Raw genomic sequence first — 16829 nt, 5'->3', positions numbered from 1 at the left:
ACAGGTTCTTTTTGTGTGTCAGGCGGCATTCGATTGTGCGGTAGCGGTTCGACGGCACGCACGTTGTGAAGGATCGACATTTCAAGTGCCTTGCGATTGTCGATGACCGCGGCGGATACGGTCAAGGCGTGGCTAAATTGGCCCACAGCGCTTCGCGCTATCATGCTGACCTATGGACGATCAGCACGAACTGCAGCCGGATATGGCAAAAGAAAACATGACAGGAGCGGGACGCAAACCGGCCAAGCCGCGCGCCGATGCGCCGACGGCTCACAACGAGGCTCTAGCACCCGTTGACCTAAACGAAACCGCCGACGAAGAGAGCGCCGGCGGTTCGACCTACCTCGTGCCCGGCCTCGAGCGGGGCCTGCGCATCCTTGCAGAATTCACCGCGCGTGAGCCCGTGCTCGGCGCGCCGGAGTTATCGAAGCGCATCGGCATTCCTCGTACCACGACCTTCCGCCTGCTGCAGACGCTGGAAGCGCTCGGCTTTCTGGAACGCGTGAACGGCGACCGTCATTTCCGGCTGGGCGTCGCGGTGTTGCGGCTGGGCTTCGAGTATCTGAGTTCGCTTGAATTGACCGATATCGGCACGCCGCTTCTCGAACGTCTGCGCGACGCAACGGGACTCAGCACGCACCTGTTGATTCGCGATCAGCGCGACGTGGTGTTCGTTGCGAAGGCGCAGACGCACGATCCGATGTTCAGCTCGGTCAAGGTGCACGTTGGTACGCGTCTGCCGGCGCACGCCACGGTGCATGGCCAGGTATTGATGGGCGATCTGAGTTACGAAGAATTGCGCCAGCTTTACCCTGAGCCGCAACTCGAGCGCTTTACGGATCGCACGCCTGCGACGGTCGAAGAACTGAGCGAGCGCGTGCGGGAAAGCGCGGCGCTGGGTTACGCGGTGAGCGAGGCTTCGTTCGAGCGTGGCATTTCAGTGGTGACGGCGCCGGTACGCGACCAGACCGGTCGCATCGTGGCGGCGTTGACGGTTACCGTGCCGCGTTCGGATATCGGCGAGGCTGGTGAGCGCGAGCCGCTGATCGCAGCGGTGTGCAACGCGGCGATCGATCTGTCGACGCGCCTGAACTATCGTCCGCGTCCGGACGATCCGACGGTGGCTGCGGCACGCCGCAGTTCTGTGGCGGCCAGCTAGGTGAGCTAAGCGAATCGAGTGCTGCGCGGCCACCCTTTGACGCGTCGCCTCGCTAAAGCCCCCTCGCTCAAGCTTCTCCTCGAACTGCTCGCTTTAGACCAGGAAGCGAAAACCTCAAACGCAAAGGGCCGGGCAACAACACGATGTTGCTGCCCGGCCCTTTGCCGTCGTCCACGTGCAACCGACCGCTCACCTGCTTAGAACGAGTGGTGAATGCCCGTCAGGAAGATTGTCTGATTGCGGCTGTTCGAGACGCCTGCCGTGAAGAACGCAGCGTCCGTATTCGAACCTGCACGCTCATACAGCGCATTCACGTACACCTGCGTCGACTTCGACAGCGCGTAGATATCGCCGATCTCGAACTGCGTCCAGCGATGACCGTCGAAGCTCGTCGTCGCCGCGCCGCCTGCGACGCTGTTGGCTGGCGTGAACTGATAGTTCGCGCCTGCGTCGTAGCTCTGATACGTGTTCGAGTACCCCGGGTTGTCCAGCTTGACCCGCGTGTACAGGCCATGGACCAGCAGCTTGCCGAACTGATACGACAGGCCCGCACCCATGTTCTCCATCTTGTCCGCCGTGTAGGTTGCGGCCGCGACACCCTGGAAGTTCGTGATACCCGTCGTGATGATCGACGGCGTCTGGTTATGCTCGTTCGAGTACACCGCGCCGGCCTTGAACGGGCCGATCGCGTAACTGGCCGCGAAGCTCAAGGTGCGTCCGGTTGCGAAATCGGTCGTATTGCCGAGACCCATCATCGCGCCGAATGAGAAGCCGCTAAAGGTCGCCGAGCGGAACTTCACCGAATTGTTGAACGGAACGACGCTCGTGTCGGCGAGTTCGTCGATATTGCCCGGGTGGAACGCATACCAGCTGGCGGCGAGATAGCCCGTGCTGAGCGGGCCGAGCACGTCGAAGTTGAACGGCGTCTGGTGGCCCAATGTCAATGTGCCGACCTGATCCGAGCTCAAGCCCACATACGCCTGGCGGTTCCACAGCGTGCCGGGTGAAGACATCGCACCGGTTGTCGTAGCAAAGCCGTTTTCCAACTGGAAGATGGCGTGCAGACCGCCGCCCAGATCTTCCACTCCCTTGAAGCCCCAACGGTCGGGCTGCATGTTGCCCTGTTCTGCCATCCACTTCGTCCCGCCACCCACATTGCTGACGTACGCGACTCCGGCATCCAGACTGCCGTAAAGCGTGACGCTGCTTTGTGCCCACGCCCCTGTCGCGGCGCACATCGCGGAAAGACCGACTGCAATGATTCGTTTCACCGTTGGTTCTCCTTATCATATGACGAATGGCTCGATCCCATTCCGCCGTCCGTATTGCGTTGAGTAAATGAGCGGTAGTCGTGGTTTATGCGCCCAAACTTCGCTTCTTGTTTGTTCCATATATGGGCATATGTATCGCCTATGGAAAGTATAGGGTCTTCAGAAGTGGTCAAAATAAATTTTCGAGCCCCGAGGAAACCCGAATGCCCTGCGAGGGATTGCTTCGGACGACGACAGAAAATCCTTACGGAATAGGGACGTAGCGCAGGGATGGCCGTCAGGTCGGTAAGGGATGCAGTGTCTTTCCGATGCCACATCGGTGTTTTCCCCTAACGCGCCAGATTTTTATTTTCTCCGGCTCGGACGACTCCTATAATTGTCCATACACGAACTGCTGTTTCTTAGGTGGAACAGAAATGGCTTCAGGAGAAGGTAGCAAATGACTGAACAATGGCGTTGCGCCGGACATGCCGGCGAACTGTCCGAAGACGCGCCGCTCGAGTTCAAGCTCGACGGCACCGAGATCGGCATCTACAAGGTGGGCGATGCGTTCTACGCGCTGGAAAACGTCTGCCCCCATGCGTACGCATTGCTGACGCAGGGTTTTGTCGACGGCGACACCGTCGAATGCCCGTTGCACGAAGCCGTGTTCCATATCCCGACTGGCAAGTGCTTGAAAGAGCCGGGCGGCCGCGATCTGAAGGTGTACGCGGTTCGTCTTGCCGGTGAAGAAATTCAGATCAAGGTGGAATGACATGCGAGAGCAAGCCGTGAAATTCAATCCCTCCCTGAAGCCGTGGCTCGCGCCGCAGCCGAACAACGTTGCAGGCAAGGGCGTCATCGAAAAGCCGGGCGAGGCGCAAAACCTCGTGTGGCAGAACCGCAAGGCCGAGCCGACGCAGTACGAGAACGACTTCGGCGATGCGCTCGAAAAGGTCTTCGAAGCGGGCGCGGCGGAGCTGGAGGAAGTTGTTGCCGGCTTGAACCGCGTGGGCTTCCGGACGCCGGAAGGCGCGACGTGGACGGCCGAACGCCTGACCGCCGAATTCCGCCTGCTCGCCGAATAAGCGCGCTATCCCGACAACATCGCGAACCCGTCGCACCGTTCACGCATCCGGAGTCTTTTCATGACGTCCCCCACACCCCACACCACGACGGACAACGGCACCGCCGATCCGCTTCAGGCTTATCTCGACCTCGGCCTGCGCAACTACTGGTATCCGGTCGCCCCGAGCTGGCAGGTTGGCAATGCGCCGATCGGCCTGACGCGTCTCGGCGATCAGATCGTGCTGTGGCGCGACCAGGAAGGCCATGTCCATGCACTCGAAGACCGCTGCCCGCACCGCGGCGCGCGTCTGTCGCTGGGCTGGAATCTCGGCGGCAGCGTCGCATGCTGGTATCACGGCATTGAAATCGACGGCGGCGGTACAGTCACCAAGGTGCCGGCCGTTTCGAACTGCCCGCTCGAAGGCCAGAAGTGTGTGAAGTCGTATCCGGTGGAAGAACGCGCCGGCGCGATCTTCCTGTGGTTCGGTGACGACGCACACAAGGAACCCGCTCCGCTCGTGCTGCCGGAAGAACTGGTCGGTGAGGAGTACGCAAGCTTTCTGTGCATGTCGAACTGGAAGTGCAATTACCAGTACGCGATCGACAACGTGATGGATCCGATGCATGGCGCGTATCTGCATGCCACCTCGCATTCGATGGCCGAAGGTGACAAGCAGGCCGACATGCGTGTGCGCAAGACCGACACCGGTCTGATGTTCGAGAAGGTTGGCCAGCGCGACGTCAATTTTGACTGGGTCGAACTCGGCGAAACCGGCTGCCTGTGGATGCGTCTCGCGATTCCGTACAAGAAGAAGTTTGGCCCCGGCGGTAACTTCGGGATCATCGGCTTCGCGGTTCCGGTCGACGAAAACAACTGCCAGGTTTACTTCTGGCGTACCCGCAAGGTGTCGGGTTGGCAGCGCGATGCATGGCGCTTCCTGTACCGCAACCGTCTCGAAGGTCTGCATTGGGACGTGCTGGAACAGGACCGCTATGTCCTCGAAAGCATGGCGCCGAATGCACGCAAGCACGAATTCCTTTACCAGCACGACGTCGGCATGACGCGCGTGCGTCGCATGTTGCGCCAGCGTGCGCAGCAGGACTTTGAGGCACTGGTCGCGCACCGTGCGCAAGCTGCCACGGCCGAAGCCGGTGCAGCAGCAGGACATAGCCATGCATGACGCTAACGCTGCGCGCGCGGCTCTGAACGGCCGGCGCGTGATCGTCACAGGCGGCGCGCGCGGTTTAGGTGCAGCGTTTGTCCGCTCGTTGGCACAAGCCGGTGTGCAAGTCGCGTTCGGTGATGTGTTGCACGACGAAGGTCGGGCGCTCGCCGAGACGCTGCAAGGCGAAGGCCGTGCGGTGCATTTCCTCCCGCTTGATCTTGCCGACCCGTCGAACATTCAGAACTTCATCGCTCAGGCGGTTGCACAACTCGGCGGTCTCGACGCGCTCATCAACAACGCGGCGATCACCAACTCGGGCGGCAAGTTTGCCGACGAGCTCGCGGTAAACACGTGGGACGCGGTGATGAACGTCAACGTGCGCGGCACCTGGCTAATGAGCACGGCGGCGTTACCGCATCTGCGTGACTCGGGCCGCGGCAGCATCGTCAATATCGCCTCGGATACGGCGATGTGGGGCGCGCCGAAGCTGTTGGCATATGTCGCCAGCAAGGGTGCCGTGATCGCAATGACGCGTTCGCTGGCGCGCGAATTCGGCGTGCATGGCATCACGGTGAACGCAATTGCGCCAGGTCTGACCGAAGTCGAGGCCACCGCCTACGTGCCGGCCGAGCGTCACGAGTACTACCTTAAAGGCCGCGCGCTGAGCCGCGCGCAGGTCCCCGACGATGTCACGGGACCAGTCCTGTTCCTGTTGTCCGACGCCGCACGTTTCGTGACCGGCCAGTTGCTGCCGGTCAACGGCGGCTTTGTGATGAATTGATCTTGTCTTGACCGAAAGGAGAAAGAGATGGCGGACACCGATATCGAACGTAAGTCGTGGGATCAACCCACGGAAGCCAGTTTTACGCAGTGGATGGACACGCGCGTCGCACGCCTTGAAACCCGTCGCTACGATTGGGACGCGCTGAAGTTCCAGGCCGACTACGACCCGAAGTATCGCCGTGCGCAGATGCGTTATGTCGGCACGGGTGGCACGGGCGTCGCGAAGGATGTCAACACGGTGCCGGCTGGCGGCTTCACGTTCTCGACGATGGTGATCCCGGCCGGCAACATCGGCCCGAGCCATATTCATATGGATGTCGAAGAAATTTTCTTCGTGCTGCGCGGCAAGATGAAAGTGATCTGCGAACGCGACGGTGAGACGTGGGAATCGGTGCTCGGCGAGCGCGATCTGATCTCGGTGCCGCCGGGCGTGTATCGCACGGAAGTGAATATCGGTGAAGAAGATGCGTTGATGTGCGTGATGCTCGGTTCGCCGAAGCCGATCACGCCGACGTATCCGCCGGATTCGCCGCTGGCAAAGCTGAAGCGTTAAGCGTCGGGAGTTAAGCACGGGGTGCTGCCGGTTGAGCGGCTCGCGCCAGAGATACCCCACACGGCACACCGTGCACCGCACGGTTGCCGTAGTGAATGAAGTCACATCACCTTGCACTTGCAGATAGAAACCATGTCCGCTGTCCCTTCCGTCACTGCCGATCTTGCTGCCTCGCTCGAAGCGCGTCTTGCGCGCTTTCCCGCGCAGCAGGCCGTCACTGCGGCCGGGCAAACCGTGGGATATCGCGAAGCTCAAGCGGGGGCTTTGGTGAACCACGACGCGTTGCCGCTCGTGCTGCTGCATGGCATCGGCTCGGGTGCGGCGTCGTGGGTGCAACAGTTTGAAGCGCTGGGCGGCACGCGGCGCGTGCTCGCCTGGGATGCGCCTGGGTACGGCGCATCCACGCCGGTTGTGCCCGCGTCGCCTAACGCAACGGATTACGCCGAAGTACTGCGCGGCTGGCTCGACGCGCTAGGTATTGAGCGCTGCGTGCTGGTCGGCCATTCGCTGGGCGCGATCATCGCAGGCGCATTCGCTGCTGCGAATCCACAGTGCGTCGCAGGCCTGTTGCTTCTCTCGCCTGCAGGCGGCTATGGCGCGGCGGCAGCGGATGTGCGCGAATCGAAACGCGACCAGCGTCTTGCCATGCTGGCCGAACTCGGCCCCACAGGTCTCGCCGAAAAGCGCAGCGCGAACATGCTGTCGCGACATGCGGACGACACGGCGCGTGCCTGGGTACGCTGGAACATGGCGCGCATCGTGCTGCACGGTTATGCCCAGGCGACGCACCTGCTCGCAAACGCCGATCTCGCCGCCGACCTCACGCGCTTCCCCGGCCGCATCAACGTGGCGGTGGGTGCCGACGACACCATCACGCCGCCGTCGGCCTGCGAGCGATTGGCTCAAGCCGCCCGCACACCGCTGCAGGTCGTGCCGTGCGCCGGCCACGCTGGTTATATCGAAGCCGCTGACGCGTACACCGCGATCATCGACACGTTCTGCCGCGCAAGCGCGGCACCACGGAGCCACTAAATGACGCCCGACACGATTAGCGCCGAGCGCGTTACAGACAACGACCGGGACGACGACCGTGCCGATCCCGGCTACAAGGTGCCGGGTCTCGAACGCGGTCTGAAAATTCTCACCGAGTTCTCGCCCCGCGAGCCGGTACTGGGTGCGCCGGAGTTGTCCCGGCGCCTGAAGATTCCCCGCACGACAGTGTTTCGTCTGCTGCAGACGCTCGAATCGCTCGGCTTTCTGGAGCGTGCCGCCAAGGACCGCAACTATCGCCTCGGCGTCGCGGTGCTGCGCCTTGGCTTCGAATACCTGAGCTCGCTCGAACTGACCGACCTCGGCTTGCCGATTATCGAGGCCTTGCGCAACGACACCGGTCTGACGAGCCATATCCTGATTCGCGACGGACGCGATGTGGTGTTTGTCGCCAAGGCGCAAAGCCATACGCCGATTTTCAGCTCGGTGAAGGTGAACGTAGGTACGCGTTTGCCGGCGCATGCGACGACGCACGGCCAGGTCCTGATGGGCGACCTGACGCTCGACGAACTGCGCAGGCTATACCCGGAGCCGAAGCTCCATCGCTTTACGAAACTGACGCCGGAAACCATCGACGAGCTTTACGAGCGGATTCGCGACGACGCGCAGCGCGGCTTCGCGATCAGCGAGTCGTCGTTCGAACGCGGCATTTCGGTCGTCACCGCGCCGGTGCGCAACGACACGGGCCGCATCGTCGCGGTGATCACGACGACGATTCCGCGCCCCGAAATCGACGCGGCGCTGCTCGACAGCGGCCTGATCGACAAGGTCCGCCACGCGGCCGACGAACTTTCGCAGCGCCTGAACTACCGTCCCAAGTGCGGGCCGGGAGCGGGCAGCAAATATATGAAGGCATTGGGGCTCTGATGATTCAAATCGATTTGACCGGACAGGTAGCGGTGGTGACGGGCGGTTCGTCCGGCATCGGCCTCGCAACTGCCGAACTGTTTTCGCGCGCGGGCGCATCGGTGGCGATCTGCGGTCGCGATGCCGAGCGGCTTGCTCAAGCAGAAGCCTCGTTGAGGGCACAGTTCCCGGCTGCGCAACTGCTGGCCGCTCGTTGCGACGTGCTCAACGCCGAAGAGGTGAATGCCTTCGCGCAAGCAGTGCAAAGCCGCTTCGGCCGCACCGACATGCTGGTGAACAACGCCGGCCAAGGCCGCGTGTCGACTTTCGCGGACACCACCGACGACGCCTGGCGCGAAGAACTCGACCTGAAGTATTTCAGCGTGATTCGCCCGACCCGCGCATTTCTGCCAATGCTGCGCGACGCGGCGGGCGCGGGCAATGCTTCGATCGTCTGCGTGAATTCGCTGCTGGCACTGCAGCCGGAGCCGCATATGGTGGCGACCTCTTCGGCACGAGCCGGCCTGCTGAGCTTGATCAAGTCGCTCGCGGTTGAACTCGCACCGCAGCGCATTCGTGTGAATTCGATTCTGATCGGCATCGTCGAGTCCGGTCAATGGCGCCGCCGCTTCGTGACGCAAGCTGCGCCCGGTCAGAGCTGGGAAGAGTGGACCGCCGAACTCGCACGCAAGAAAAACATTCCGCTTGGCCGCTTCGGCCGTCCCGAAGAGGCCGCACAGGCACTCTTTTATCTGGCTACGAACCTGTCGTCATACACGACAGGCAGTCATATCGATGTCTCTGGAGGCAATGCACGACATGTCTAACAAAACCACCGTCGGCGAGCTGATTGCCGCCTTTCTCGAGCAATGCGGCGTTCGTACTACGTTCGGCGTGATTTCGATCCACAACATGCCGATCCTCGACGCGATCAACAATCGCGGCAACATCCGCTATGTCGGCGCGCGCGGCGAAGCCGGCGCGCTCAACATGGCCGATGGCCTGGCGCGCGTATCCGGCGGCCTCGGCGTGGCGTTCACCAGCACGGGGACGGCAGCAGGCAACGCAGCGGGTGCGATGGTCGAAGCGCTGACGGCAGGCACGTCGCTACTGCACATCACCGGCCAGATCGAAACCGAGTACCTCGATCGGGACCTCGCGTATATCCACGAAGCGCCGGACCAGTTGTCGATGCTGTTGTCGATCTCGAAGGCCGCGTACCGCGTGCGCACTGCTGAAACCGCGCTGCCGACGATCCGCGAAGCCGTGCGCGTCGCGCAAACCGCGCCGAGCGGTCCGGTGAGCGTCGAGATTCCGATTGACATTCAAGCAGCAGAAATCGAGTGGCCAGCCGATATGGGCGCGCCGCATGTGACCACCCTCACGCACGACAGCAAGCGCGTCGCGCAACTCGCCGAAGCACTCGTCAAGGCGAAGCGCCCGTTGCTGTGGCTCGGCGGCGGTACACGTCATGCGCGTGCTGCGGTGGAGCGTCTGGTGGCGCTGGGCTTCGGCGTTGTGACCAGCGTGCAGGGCCGCGGCATCCTGCCGGAAGATCATCCGGCGACGCTCGGTGCGTTCAACGTGCATGCATCGGTGGAAAGCTTCTATAAGACCTGCGACGCGGTGCTCGTCGTCGGCTCGCGTCTGCGTGGCAACGAAACACTGAAGTACAAGCTCGCGTTGCCGCAGCCGCTATATCGCATCGACGCCGACGCGCTGGCCGACAACCGCGGCTATCGCAACGAACTGTTCGTGCATGGCGACGCTGTCTCGGTGCTGGAAGAACTGGCAACGCTGCTCGAAGGGCGTCTGAAGGTCGATCCGAAGTTCGGCGCCGATCTGGCCGCCGCGCGTGAGATCGCGGTGGCGGACGTGGGCAAGGGCCTTGGCCCGTACAAGCGTCTTGTCGACGCGCTGCAGCGCTCGGTCGGCACAGACTACAACTGGGTACGCGATGTGACGATCTCGAACAGCACGTGGGGCAACCGCCTGCTGAAGATTTTCTCGCCGCGCGCAGGCGTGCATGCGTTGGGCGGCGGCATTGGCCAGGGCATGCAGATGGCCATCGGCGCAGCGCTGGCTGAGAACGCAGCGAAGACCGTGTGCCTGGTAGGCGACGGCGGCCTGATGGTCAACGTCGGCGAACTCGCGACGGCCGTGCAGGAAAACGCCAACGTCATGATCGTGCTGATGAACGACCAGTGCTACGGCGTGATCCGCAACATTCAGGACGCGCACTACGGCGGCCGCCGTTGCTTCGTCGATTTGCATCAACCGGACTTCGCGCAGTTCTGCGAAAGCCTGAGGCTCACGCACTACCGCATCAAGTCGCTCGACGACGCGGACGAAATCATTCGTGAAGGTCTGGCAAAAACCGGCCCGGTGCTGGTCGAAGTGGACATGCTGTCGGTCGGCTCGTTCGCCACCGCGTTTGCCGGGCCGCCGGTCAAGAAGCAGGAGCCCGAACATGCGTGATCGTCAGCACATGGGACATCACGCGCCCGTGGACGTTGCGATGATCGGCTTCGGGGCGATCGGCCAGGCGGTGTATCGCTCGGTCGTCGCCGATCCCCAGGTGCGCGTGTCGCATGTGATCGTGCCCGAGCGTCACGCCGCGTCGGTGCGTGAAGTGGTGGGTGCATCGGTGGATGTGGTGTCGTCAGTGGCAGCGTTGAACAGCCGTCCGCAATTCGCACTGGAATGCGCGGGCCATAGTGCGCTCGTGGATCACGTCGTCCCGCTGCTAAAAGCCGGTACGGATTGCGCGGTGGCTTCGATCGGCGCGCTGTCGGATGTGATGCTGCTCGATGCGCTCTCCGCTGCGGCCGATGAAGGTGATGCGACGCTGACGCTGCTCTCCGGCGCGATTGGCGGTGTGGATGCGCTGGCCGCGGCGAAACTGGGCGGCCTCGACGAAGTGCTGTACACGGGCCGCAAACCTCCGACAGGCTGGCTCGGCACGCCCGCCGAAGACATATGCGATCTGCAGACGCTGACGGAAGAGCGGATTATCTTCGAAGGTAGCGCGCGCGAAGCGGCACGGCTTTACCCGAAGAACGCCAACGTCGCGGCGACGATTGCACTCGCAGGTCTTGGCCTTGATCAGACGATTGTGAGGCTGATCGCGGACCCGGCGGTCACGCGCAACGTGCACCGGATTCTGGCGCGGGGCGCGTTCGGCGAGATGTCGCTGGAAATGTGCGGCAAGCCACTGCCCGATAACCCCAAGACTTCCGCGCTGACCGCGTTCAGCGCGATTCGTGCCCTGCGCAACCGCGCGGCGCGCTGCGTGATTTGATTAGACGTAACTGAGCGGATGACCGACATGACTCACTTCGATACCAGCCTTGTGCCCACCGGCGATATTTTCATCGGCGGCGAATGGTGGCAAGGGCGTGGCAACCCGTACAAAAGCCTGTATCCGGCGGATCAGTCGGTCAATATGGAAATCTCCACCGCCAGCGCCGACGACGCACGTGATGCGGTCGAAGCGGCTGACGCAGCGTGGCGCAAGGCGGATTGGGCAGGCCTGAAGCCGCATCAACGCGCGCTGATTCTGTACCGCATCGCCGACCTGATCATGGCTAGGCACGAAGCGCTTGCGCATCTGCAACGGCGCGACAACGGCAAGCCGATCGGCGAAACGCGCGTACTGGTGGCGAGCGCGGCGAATACGTTTCGCTATTTCGCCGCGTGCCTCGAAACGCTTGATGACGAACTCACGCCCTCGCGCGGCGACTACATGACGATGAGCGTGCATGAGCCGATTGGCGTGATCGCGGCGATTACGCCGTGGAACTCGCCGATTGCCTCGGATGCGCAAAAGCTTGCACCGGCGCTCGCGGGGGGTAACGCGGTGGTGTTGAAGCCCGCTGAAGTGACGCCGCTGGTGTCGCTCGCTCTCGCGCGCATCTGCGAAGAAGCAGGTGTGCCGAAGGGTGTGCTGAGCGTGCTGCCGGGCAAGGGCTCGGTGATCGGCGACGTGCTGGTGCGCCATCCGCTTGTGAAGAAAGTGTCGTTCACCGGCGGCACCGAAGTGGGCCGTGGCATCGCGCGCATTGCAGCGGACAAGTTGATGCCGGTCTCGCTGGAGCTGGGCGGAAAATCGCCGACCATCGTATTCGACGACGCGGATATCGACCACGCAGTCAATGGCGTGCTGTACGGCATTTTCAGCTCGTCGGGTGAAGCGTGTATCGCAGGCTCGCGCCTGTTCGTGCAACGCCCGATCTACGACGCGTTCATGAAGCGATTGACGGAAGGCGCGCGCAAGCTGCGCGTCGGCGATCCTTCGCGTGCTGAAACGCAAATGGGTCCGCTGATTACGCCGGCGCATCGCGAATCGGTGGAACGCTATGTCGCTTTGGGCCTGGAAGAGGGCGGACGCTTGCTATGTGGTGGAGAACGTCCAGTAGGCGATGGACGCGAAGCAGGCAACTTCTATCAGCCGACCATTCTTGAAGGCGTGTCGAACAGCGCACGCATCTGCCAGGAAGAAATCTTCGGGCCGGTGCTGGTAGCGATGCCGTTCGACGACGAAGCCTCGCTCCTCAAGGAAGCCAACGACAGCGTGTTCGGCCTCGCCGCTGGCATCTGGACGCGCGACTACAAGCGCGCATGGCGCGTCGCGCGTGCGCTCGAAGCGGGCACTGTCTGGATCAACACCTACAAGCTGTTCTCGATTTCGACGCCGTTCAGCGGCTGGAAAGAGAGCGGTCTGGGCCGCGAGAAGGGCCGCTTGGGCATCCGCGAATACATGCAGCAGAAGAGCCTCTACTGGGGCTTGAATGACGCGCCTTTGGCGTGGGCTAATACGCCCCAGGCGAATTAAGGAACACGAGGCACGACATGACGATTCTCGGTATTGAACAGATTACCTACGGTGTAACGGACCTCGAAACCTGCCGGCGCTTTTTCGCTGACTGGGGTTTGAAAGAGACTGCGCACGACGAAACCCGCGCCCGCTTTGAATCGCTGAATGGCTGCACGGTACTTGTCGTCGACGCGAATGATCCGTCGCTGCCGCCCGCCTTCGAGGAAGGTCCGACGCTGCGCGAGGTGACGTGGGGTGTGGCGACACGCGCCGAACTCGACGCGCTGCGTGGCCGCTTCGCCGGTCAGGCTGGTCATTTCGAACACGACGACGCCGTGGGGTGCATCGACCCGAACGGTATGGCGATCCGCGTTGAAGTGACGCGTAAGCGGGAACTCGAAACGCACGGCTCGCCGTCGAACGTGTGGGGCCAGACGCTGCGCGTAAATCAACCGTCGCCGATTTATGAACGCGCGGAACCGGTGGAAGTGGGCCACGTGGTGTTCTTTACGAACAACCTTGCCGAAACGGAGAAGTTCTACCAGGAACTGCTCGGCTTCGAGATGTCCGACCGTTATCCGGGCCGGGGCGCGTTCTTGCGCTGCGCGCCGCACGGTGGCCACCACGACCTGTTTTTGCTGGCATTGCCGAACGGCAAGCGTGGCCTGAATCATGTCGCCTTCACGGTGCGCGACATTCACGAAGTGTTCGGCGGGGGCATGCATATCAGCCGCTGCGGTTGGGACACGCAACTCGGGCCGGGCCGCCATCCGGTGTCGTCTGCGTACTTCTGGTATTTCCAGAACCCGGCGGGCGCGTTGATTGAGTATTACGCGGACGAGGACCAACTCACGCCCGAGTGGCAACCTCGCGATTTCGAACCGGGACCGACCGTGTTCGCCGAATGGGCGATCGACGGCGGTATTGACGGCAACACGCGCCGCCAGAAGAACGCCAAGGCGCCGGAAGGCAAGTTTATGACGGAGCGCAAACATGACTGACGCTGCCACTCAACACGCGCAAGCGGCTCACGCTGGACTGGAAGCACCGCGCACGATCGTCGTGATCGGCGGCGGCCAGGCCGCGGGCTGGGTCGTGAAAACGCTGCGCAAGGAAGGTTTCGACGGCCGCCTCGTGATGATCGGCGACGAGATCCATTTGCCCTATGAACGCCCGCCGCTGTCGAAGGCGGTGCTGGCCGGCGAAGCTGACATCGACACCGTGCGCCTCGTCAAGCCGGACGACTTCGCCGCACTGAACATCGAGGCGTGGCAACCGGACACGGCCACCTCGATTGACCGCGAACATCGCAGCGTGCGCACGCAGTGCGGCCGCGAAGTGCAGTATGACCGCCTCGTGATCGCCACCGGTGGCGCGGCGCGCCGCTTGCCGGATGCGTTGGTGAAGACGTCGAACATCGCCTATCTGCGCACGCTCGATGAAGCCGTCGCGCTCGGCGAGCGGCTGCGGGCGAGCCAGCGTGTGCTGGTGATCGGCGGTGGCTGGATCGGGCTGGAAGTGGCGGCAACGGCGCGCAAGCTTGGCGTAGATGCAACCGTCGTGGAAGGCGCGCCGCGTTTGTGCGCACGCTCGGTGCCGCCGGCGATTTCGGATTTCCTGGTTGAACTGCATCGTGCAAACGGCGTGGATGTGCGCCTGAATTCAGGCCTTGTTTCGCTGGACGATCACCCGCACGACGCCAGGCGCGTGCGCGCCACACTCGCCGACGGCACGACGCTCGACGCCGACTTTGCGGTCGCCGGCATCGGCCTCACGCCGCATACGGCGCTCGCGGAATCCGCTGACCTCGCTATTGCAGACGGCATCGTAGTCGATCATTTCGGCGCGACGTCGGATCCGCGCATCTTCGCGTGCGGCGACGTGGCGAATCATCCGAGCGCGTGGTTGAAGCGCCGTGTGCGGCTCGAATCGTGGGCGAATGCGCAAAACCAGGCCATCTCTGCTGCGAAGGCGTTGCTCGGTGTGTTCGAAGCGTATGCGGATATCCCGTGGTTCTGGTCCGATCAGTATGACGTGAACCTGCAGATTCTCGGCGACATCCCCAACGATGCGCAATTGGCAATCCGCGGCGATCTGCCCGGCAAACGCGCGACGCTCTTCTATGTGGAAGACAGCGCGATTCGCGGGGTGATTGCAATCAACACGCCGCGCGATTTGAAACTCGCGCGCAAATGGATGAACCAGGGCCGCACGATCGACCTTGCAACTCTGACTGACGCCAGCACGGCGCTCGCGTAACTCTTTTCGGACGGCGATAACGGCATGAGAACCATCGACAACACCATGGGGGACCGCAGCGGTGCCGGTGTCTCAGGCCCTGTGACCCGGGGCTCGATCATTGCGCGTCTGGAGCGCTTGCCGGCCAACGCGATGCAGATCCGCGCGCGTATCCTGATCGGACTGGCGACGTTCTTCGACGGCTTCGATGTAATTGCCATCGCAGCGACGCTGCCGATTCTGATCCAGAAATGGGGGCTCACGCCTTGGGAAATCGGCTTTCTGATTGCGTCGGGATCGATCGGGCAACTGGTGGGCGCGTTCGTGTTCCCCTGGTATGCAGAACGCAAAGGCCGGGTGCGAGCCATCGCGGTGAGTTCGGGAATCATTGGCGTGACGAGTATTGCTTGCGGGTTTGCGCCGTCGTTTACTGCGTTCGTTATCCTACGGATTATTCAGGGCTTGGGCCTTGGCGGTGAACTGCCAGTTGCGGCGACTTACATCAATGAGATCAGTCGTGCGCATGGCCGTGGGCGTTTCGTTCTCCTGTATGAAATCGTTTTTCCGGTGGGACTGCTCGCGTCGAATGCGCTGGGTGCGTGGATCGTGCCGCGTTTTGGCTGGCAGGCGATGTATTTCATCGGCGGCATGCCGTTGATCCTGTTCTTCGTATTGCGCAAGCTGGTGCCGGAATCGCCGCGCTGGCTGGCGGAGCGCGAGCGGATGGCCGATGCGGATGCGGCAGTGCTGGCGTTCGAACGGGCGGCTAAAGGCCCGCTTGCGCCGGTTGAGCATGCGGCGGAGTTCGATGCGATGGCGAACCGGCATCCGCGCCGCCGGATCGGCGATCTGTTTGGGCCGGCTTATCTGAAGCGCACGCTGGCTGTGGCGATGTTGTGGGTGACGTGTGGGTTTATCCAGTACGGTCTTTCCACGTGGTTGCCGACGATTTATCGCACGGTTTATCACGCGCCGCTGCAATTGGCACTGAACCTGGCTGTGGCGGCGTCAGTGCTGGGCGTGATCGGTTCGTTGACCTGCGCGCTGCTGGTCGACAAGGTGGGACGTAAGCCGATTATCAATCTGTCGTTCGTGTTGTGTGCGGTATCGTTGGCGCTGGCGGGTGTGTTCCACAATTCGTCCGTGTATGTAGTTGCGACGTGCTGCGCGTTTGCACTCGGTTTCCTCGCATGCGGGTTTATTACGGCGTATGTCTACACGCCGGAGTTGTATCCGACCAGCATTCGTGCATTTGGATGCGGCGTGGGTGGCGCGTGGTTGAAGGTCGCGGCGATTTTTGCTCCGGCGATCGTGTCGAAGACCATGGTGGGCGGGCATCTCGACATCGCGTTTTATATTCTCGCGGCCGTGCCATTCCTCGCGGCTTTGACCGTGCACTTTCTCGGGATTGAGACGAAGGGGAAGGTGCTGGAGCAGTTGGAGGCTTAGGGGGACGTGTTTGCTGGCGGTTGGGCAAAGAGGGCGCACCGGTGGGTGTGCCCTTTTTATTGGGCCTCGTGTAGCGGGGATCCGGCCTTCCTCTACAACGCCTTCCGAAAAACCACAAACCCCGAACGATCAGCGACGCTGTCATAGAGCTTCGTTGCCGTCTGATTCGTCTCATGCGTTTGCCAATAAACGCGGCTCGAACCAGACGCCTTTGCCTGTTCGTAGACGGCTTCGATCAGCGCCCGCCCGACACCTTTGCCACGCTCGCTCTCCAGCGTATAGAGATCCTGCAGATAGCAGATCGGCCCGGCCATCGTAGTGTGTCGATGATAAAGATAGTGAACAAGGCCTAGCAGGAATGGCACTTACTTAAGCCCGTGGCGCGTGCCCATATTTTCGGATGCGCTCGCGTGCGATGTGACGAGGCTCTTTCAGCCATGGGTAAGACTTC

16 protein-coding genes and 1 pseudogene are annotated in these 16829 nt (G+C 62.3%); 15 read left to right on the top strand and 2 right to left on the bottom strand.

Translation table 11 applies throughout. The annotated features are described in order from the left end of the window. The first annotated feature begins 217 nt into the window (after positions 1-217). Complete coding sequence (locus P3T40_RS26265) at positions 218-1159, top strand: IclR family transcriptional regulator (RefSeq protein WP_429270757.1); 942 nt, start codon at positions 218-220, stop codon at positions 1157-1159. A 197-nt stretch (positions 1160-1356) separates the two neighbouring features. Here P3T40_RS26265 and P3T40_RS26260 read toward each other — a convergent pair whose 3' ends face one another. Then, a complete protein-coding gene (locus P3T40_RS26260) occupies positions 1357-2430 on the bottom strand; it encodes a porin (RefSeq protein ID WP_429270625.1) in 1074 nt (357 codons plus the stop codon). A gap of 439 nt (positions 2431-2869) precedes the next feature. Here P3T40_RS26260 and P3T40_RS26255 point away from each other — a divergent pair, with 439 nt between their 5' ends. The 14 genes from P3T40_RS26255 to P3T40_RS26190 all read left to right on the top strand — a co-directional run bounded on the left by P3T40_RS26255 (position 2870) and on the right by P3T40_RS26190 (position 16378). After that, positions 2870-3184 carry a non-heme iron oxygenase ferredoxin subunit gene (locus tag P3T40_RS26255; RefSeq protein WP_429270624.1) on the top strand — a complete coding sequence of 105 codons (315 nt, stop codon included), beginning with the start codon at positions 2870-2872 and terminating at the stop codon, positions 3182-3184. A gap of 1 nt (position 3185) precedes the next feature. Continuing rightward, entirely contained in the window at positions 3186-3497 is a 312-nt protein-coding gene (locus P3T40_RS26250) for a recombinase-like helix-turn-helix domain-containing protein (protein WP_429270623.1), read from the top strand. A gap of 60 nt (positions 3498-3557) precedes the next feature. Beyond that, complete coding sequence (locus tag P3T40_RS26245) at positions 3558-4658, top strand: Rieske 2Fe-2S domain-containing protein (protein WP_429270622.1); 1101 nt, start codon at positions 3558-3560, stop codon at positions 4656-4658. Continuing rightward, positions 4651-5424, top strand: a complete 774-nt coding sequence (locus P3T40_RS26240; RefSeq protein ID WP_429270621.1) for an SDR family oxidoreductase — start codon at positions 4651-4653, stop codon at positions 5422-5424. The genes P3T40_RS26245 and P3T40_RS26240 overlap by 8 nt, the downstream gene beginning before the upstream one ends. Before the next feature lie 27 nt (positions 5425-5451). Beyond that, the gene (locus P3T40_RS26235) at positions 5452-5979 is read left to right on the top strand and encodes a cupin domain-containing protein (protein WP_429270620.1); all 528 of its coding nucleotides are present in this window, start codon (positions 5452-5454) and stop codon (positions 5977-5979) included. 132 nt (positions 5980-6111) lie between these two features. Beyond that, complete coding sequence (locus tag P3T40_RS26230; RefSeq protein ID WP_429270619.1) at positions 6112-7011, top strand: alpha/beta fold hydrolase; 900 nt, start codon at positions 6112-6114, stop codon at positions 7009-7011. Further along, positions 7012-7896 carry an IclR family transcriptional regulator gene (locus P3T40_RS26225; RefSeq protein WP_429270618.1) on the top strand — a complete coding sequence of 295 codons (885 nt, stop codon included), beginning with the start codon at positions 7012-7014 and terminating at the stop codon, positions 7894-7896. Then, entirely contained in the window at positions 7896-8702 is an 807-nt protein-coding gene (locus P3T40_RS26220; protein ID WP_429270617.1) for an SDR family oxidoreductase, read from the top strand. The genes P3T40_RS26225 and P3T40_RS26220 overlap by 1 nt, the downstream gene beginning before the upstream one ends. Then, complete coding sequence (locus P3T40_RS26215) at positions 8695-10353, top strand: thiamine pyrophosphate-binding protein (protein ID WP_429270616.1); 1659 nt, start codon at positions 8695-8697, stop codon at positions 10351-10353. The genes P3T40_RS26220 and P3T40_RS26215 overlap by 8 nt, the downstream gene beginning before the upstream one ends. Continuing rightward, positions 10346-11176 (top strand): aspartate dehydrogenase, encoded by an 831-nt coding sequence (locus P3T40_RS26210; protein WP_429270615.1) that lies wholly within the window; start codon positions 10346-10348, stop codon positions 11174-11176. Before P3T40_RS26215 ends, P3T40_RS26210 begins: the two co-directional genes overlap by 8 nt. 27 nt (positions 11177-11203) lie before the next feature. Next, positions 11204-12709, top strand: a complete 1506-nt coding sequence (locus P3T40_RS26205) for an aldehyde dehydrogenase (RefSeq protein ID WP_429270614.1) — start codon at positions 11204-11206, stop codon at positions 12707-12709. Positions 12710-12726: 17 nt separating this feature from the next. Next, the gene (locus tag P3T40_RS26200; RefSeq protein WP_429270613.1) at positions 12727-13692 is read left to right on the top strand and encodes a VOC family protein; all 966 of its coding nucleotides are present in this window, start codon (positions 12727-12729) and stop codon (positions 13690-13692) included. Beyond that, positions 13685-14950, top strand: a complete 1266-nt coding sequence (locus P3T40_RS26195; protein WP_429270612.1) for an NAD(P)/FAD-dependent oxidoreductase — start codon at positions 13685-13687, stop codon at positions 14948-14950. Before P3T40_RS26200 ends, P3T40_RS26195 begins: the two co-directional genes overlap by 8 nt. A 24-nt stretch (positions 14951-14974) precedes the next feature. Next, positions 14975-16378 (top strand): MFS transporter, encoded by a 1404-nt coding sequence (locus P3T40_RS26190; protein WP_429270611.1) that lies wholly within the window; start codon positions 14975-14977, stop codon positions 16376-16378. 92 nt (positions 16379-16470) lie between these two features. Here the strand turns inward: P3T40_RS26190 and P3T40_RS26185 are convergent. Then, positions 16471-16734: pseudogene (locus tag P3T40_RS26185) on the bottom strand (GNAT family N-acetyltransferase); the annotation flags it as partial. Positions 16735-16829 lie beyond the last annotated feature (95 nt).

It is taken from the genome of Paraburkholderia sp. EB58 (assembly GCF_050436665.1).
Classification (GTDB): Bacteria; Pseudomonadota; Gammaproteobacteria; order Burkholderiales; family Burkholderiaceae; genus Paraburkholderia.
Note: the sequence above shows the minus strand (reverse complement) of the source record. Positions and strands in the feature narration are given on the sequence as shown.

What these genes read in the sequence shown, in the direction of transcription:
- P3T40_RS26265 (WP_429270757.1), top strand. Translation starts at nt 218, where the DNA reads ATGACAGGAGCGGGACGCAAACCGGCCAAGCCGCGCGCCGATGCGCCG.
- P3T40_RS26255 (WP_429270624.1), top strand. Translation starts at nt 2,870, where the DNA reads ATGACTGAACAATGGCGTTGCGCCGGACATGCCGGCGAACTGTCCGAA.
- P3T40_RS26250 (WP_429270623.1), top strand. Translation starts at nt 3,186, where the DNA reads ATGCGAGAGCAAGCCGTGAAATTCAATCCCTCCCTGAAGCCGTGGCTC.
- P3T40_RS26245 (WP_429270622.1), top strand. Translation starts at nt 3,558, where the DNA reads ATGACGTCCCCCACACCCCACACCACGACGGACAACGGCACCGCCGAT.
- P3T40_RS26240 (WP_429270621.1), top strand. Translation starts at nt 4,651, where the DNA reads ATGCATGACGCTAACGCTGCGCGCGCGGCTCTGAACGGCCGGCGCGTG.
- P3T40_RS26235 (WP_429270620.1), top strand. Translation starts at nt 5,452, where the DNA reads ATGGCGGACACCGATATCGAACGTAAGTCGTGGGATCAACCCACGGAA.
- P3T40_RS26230 (WP_429270619.1), top strand. Translation starts at nt 6,112, where the DNA reads ATGTCCGCTGTCCCTTCCGTCACTGCCGATCTTGCTGCCTCGCTCGAA.
- P3T40_RS26225 (WP_429270618.1), top strand. Translation starts at nt 7,012, where the DNA reads ATGACGCCCGACACGATTAGCGCCGAGCGCGTTACAGACAACGACCGG.
- P3T40_RS26220 (WP_429270617.1), top strand. Translation starts at nt 7,896, where the DNA reads ATGATTCAAATCGATTTGACCGGACAGGTAGCGGTGGTGACGGGCGGT.
- P3T40_RS26215 (WP_429270616.1), top strand. Translation starts at nt 8,695, where the DNA reads ATGTCTAACAAAACCACCGTCGGCGAGCTGATTGCCGCCTTTCTCGAG.
- P3T40_RS26210 (WP_429270615.1), top strand. Translation starts at nt 10,346, where the DNA reads ATGCGTGATCGTCAGCACATGGGACATCACGCGCCCGTGGACGTTGCG.
- P3T40_RS26205 (WP_429270614.1), top strand. Translation starts at nt 11,204, where the DNA reads ATGACTCACTTCGATACCAGCCTTGTGCCCACCGGCGATATTTTCATC.
- P3T40_RS26200 (WP_429270613.1), top strand. Translation starts at nt 12,727, where the DNA reads ATGACGATTCTCGGTATTGAACAGATTACCTACGGTGTAACGGACCTC.
- P3T40_RS26195 (WP_429270612.1), top strand. Translation starts at nt 13,685, where the DNA reads ATGACTGACGCTGCCACTCAACACGCGCAAGCGGCTCACGCTGGACTG.
- P3T40_RS26190 (WP_429270611.1), top strand. Translation starts at nt 14,975, where the DNA reads ATGAGAACCATCGACAACACCATGGGGGACCGCAGCGGTGCCGGTGTC.